Consider the following 2,443-nt stretch of genomic DNA (forward strand, 5'->3'; position numbering starts at 1 on the left):
ACCTTGCGATTATGTTTCGGATGTCAGGGGTGGGTCAAGATGGGGTTTTCTCCTTTCTGGTTTTGGGCTGCTGAGCCGAGCTGTTCTTGAACCGGAAGCTGTCGTTGCCGGTTTCAAGTATGTGGCAATGATGGGTGAGCCGATCGAGGAGCGCGGTGGTCATCTTGGCGTCACCGAAGACGGTGGCCCATTCGCTGAAGCTCAGGTTGGTCGTGATGATGACGCTGGTGCGCTCGTAGAGTTTGCTCAGCAGATGGAACAGCAGAGCGCCGCCTGAGGCGCTGAACGGCAGATAGCCAAGTTCATCGAGGATCACGAGATCGGAGTGGGCCAACCTGCCGGCGATCTGGCCAGCTTTGCCCTGTGCCTTCTCCTGTTCGAGCGCGTTGACCAGCTCGACTGTGGAGAAGAACCGCACCCGTTTGCGGTGATGCTCGATGGCCTGAACGCCCAGCGCGGTGGCGATGTGGGTCTTGCCGGTGCCGGGACCGCCGACCAGCACGATATTGTCGGCCACGTCCATAAACTCGCAGCGGTGGAGCTGGCGGACCAGTGCCTCATTGATCTCGCTGCTGGCAAAGTCGAAGCCCGCCAGATCGCGATAGGCCGGGAACCGCGCGATCTTGAGCTGATAGGATACCGATCGCACCTCCCGTTCGGCAGTCTCCGCCTTCAGAAGCTGGGACAGGATCGGGACGGCCGCATCGAACGCTGGCGCTCCTTGTTCCATGAGATCGGTGACGGCTTGTGCCATGCCGTGCATCTTGAGGCTGCGCAGCATGACGATGATGGCGCCGCTGGCGGGATCATGACGCATGGCGGTTCTCCCCGCGCAGCGCATCATAGCGTTCCACATTGGCAAGCGGTTCGCTGACGAGCTTCAACGCTTGTGGCGCCGTGATCGGCGGTGTCGTCAGCGGCTTGCCGTCGATCAGCCGGTGCAAGAGGTTGAGGATATGGGTCTTGGTCGGAACACCGGCCTCCAGCGCCATGGTGACCGCCATCAGCACGACCTGCTCATCATGGTGCAGCACCAGGGCAAGGATCTCGACCATCTCCCTGTCGCCGCCGGGAGCGCGCAACAGATGGCGCTGTAACCGCTGGAAGGGGTCGGGCATCTCGAGGAACGGCGCGCCGTTGCGCAGGGCTCCAGGCTTGCGCTGGACCACCGCCAGATAATGGCGCCAGTCATAAACAGTGCGTCCCGGTCCATCATGGGATCGATCGATGATCCGCTGATGCTCGCATAGCAGCTGCCCCTCTGCGACGACGAGGAAGCGGTCAGGATAGAGCCGCACGCTGACAGGACGGTTGGCGAAGGAGGCCGGCACACTGTAGCGGTTACGCTCCAGATGGATAAGGCAGGTTGGCGAGACCCGCTTGCCATACTCGACAAAGCCGTCGAACGGCCTGCCCATCGGCATGAGGCTTGCCACCTCCTCGGCCCAGGCATCAGCGACAGAACCCGGTTCGATCCCATGCGGGATATCCTGCCACAGCGCCTTGCAGCGATCCTCCAGCCAGTTGTTCAGGGCATCGAGAGTCTCGATCTGGGGAACCGGCTGCCACAGCCGATGTCGCGCATCCTGGACGTTCTTCTCGACCTGGCCCTTCTCCCAACCCGCTGCCGGATTACAGAACTCCGCCTCATAGAGATAATGACTGACCATCGTCAGGAAGCGGGCGTTGACGGTCCGGTCCTTGCCGCGTCCGACCTTGTCGACCGCGGTGCGCATGTTGTCATAGATGCCGCGGCGCGGCACGCCGCCCAGCACGCGGAACGCATGATTATGGGCGTCGAACAGCATCTCGTGGGTCTGCAGGAGATACGCCCGAATGAAGAAGGCTTTGCTGTAGCTGAGCTTGAAGTGCGCCACCTGCAGCTTGGTGCGCACGCCATCGATAATCGCCCAATCCTCGCTCCAATCAAACTGGAACGCCTCACCCGGGGCGAACGACAACGGCACGAAGGTGCCCTTGCCGCTCATCTGCTGCTGGCGACGATAATCATCGCGCCAGCTCCGGGCAAAGGCCGCGACACGGCCGTAGGACCCATCAAAGCCCAGACTCACCAGATCGGCATAGAGCTGCTTGACTGTGCGCTTCTGCTTGCGCGAGCGGCCCATCTCTCGCCGGAGCCACGCCGTCAGCCGCTCGACGAACGGGTCCAGCTTGCTCGGCCGCTCGGGCGCCTTGAACTGCGGCTCGACTGTGTCCGACCGCAGATACTTACGGACGGTGTTACGCGATAGACCGGTACGCTTGGCTATCTCCCGGATCGACAGATGATCGCGGTAATGCCAGCGCCGGATGACGCTCAATAATGCCATGTCCAACACTCCATGGTCCCCCGCCCGCCAAAGCCAGGGACGTGTTCAAACATGGGTCACTTCTCAGTGGAAATTACTGGCCTCCCCGGGTCACTTCTCAACGGCAATCAACA

General features: G+C 61.7%; 2 protein-coding genes. Both read right to left on the minus strand.

All coding sequences use genetic code 11. The features are described 5' to 3' along the window. Positions 1-34 precede the first annotated feature (34 nt). Complete coding sequence (istB, locus tag ACODSN_RS16335; protein WP_489056544.1) at positions 35-817, minus strand: IS21-like element helper ATPase IstB; 783 nt, start codon at positions 815-817, stop codon at positions 35-37. After that, the gene (gene istA, locus ACODSN_RS16340) at positions 807-2,330 is read right to left on the minus strand and encodes an IS21 family transposase (protein WP_489056543.1); all 1,524 of its coding nucleotides are present in this window, start codon (positions 2,328-2,330) and stop codon (positions 807-809) included. The genes istB and istA overlap by 11 nt, the downstream gene beginning before the upstream one ends. Positions 2,331-2,443 lie beyond the last annotated feature (113 nt).

Source organism: Sphingobium sp. FG11, from assembly GCF_057809915.1.

Excerpts from the sequence above, each read along its gene's own strand:
- istB (WP_489056544.1), bottom strand. The coding sequence starts at position 817 with ATGCGTCATGATCCCGCCAGCGGCGCCATCATCGTCATGCTGCGCAGC.
- istA (WP_489056543.1), bottom strand. The coding sequence starts at position 2,330 with ATGGCATTATTGAGCGTCATCCGGCGCTGGCATTACCGCGATCATCTG.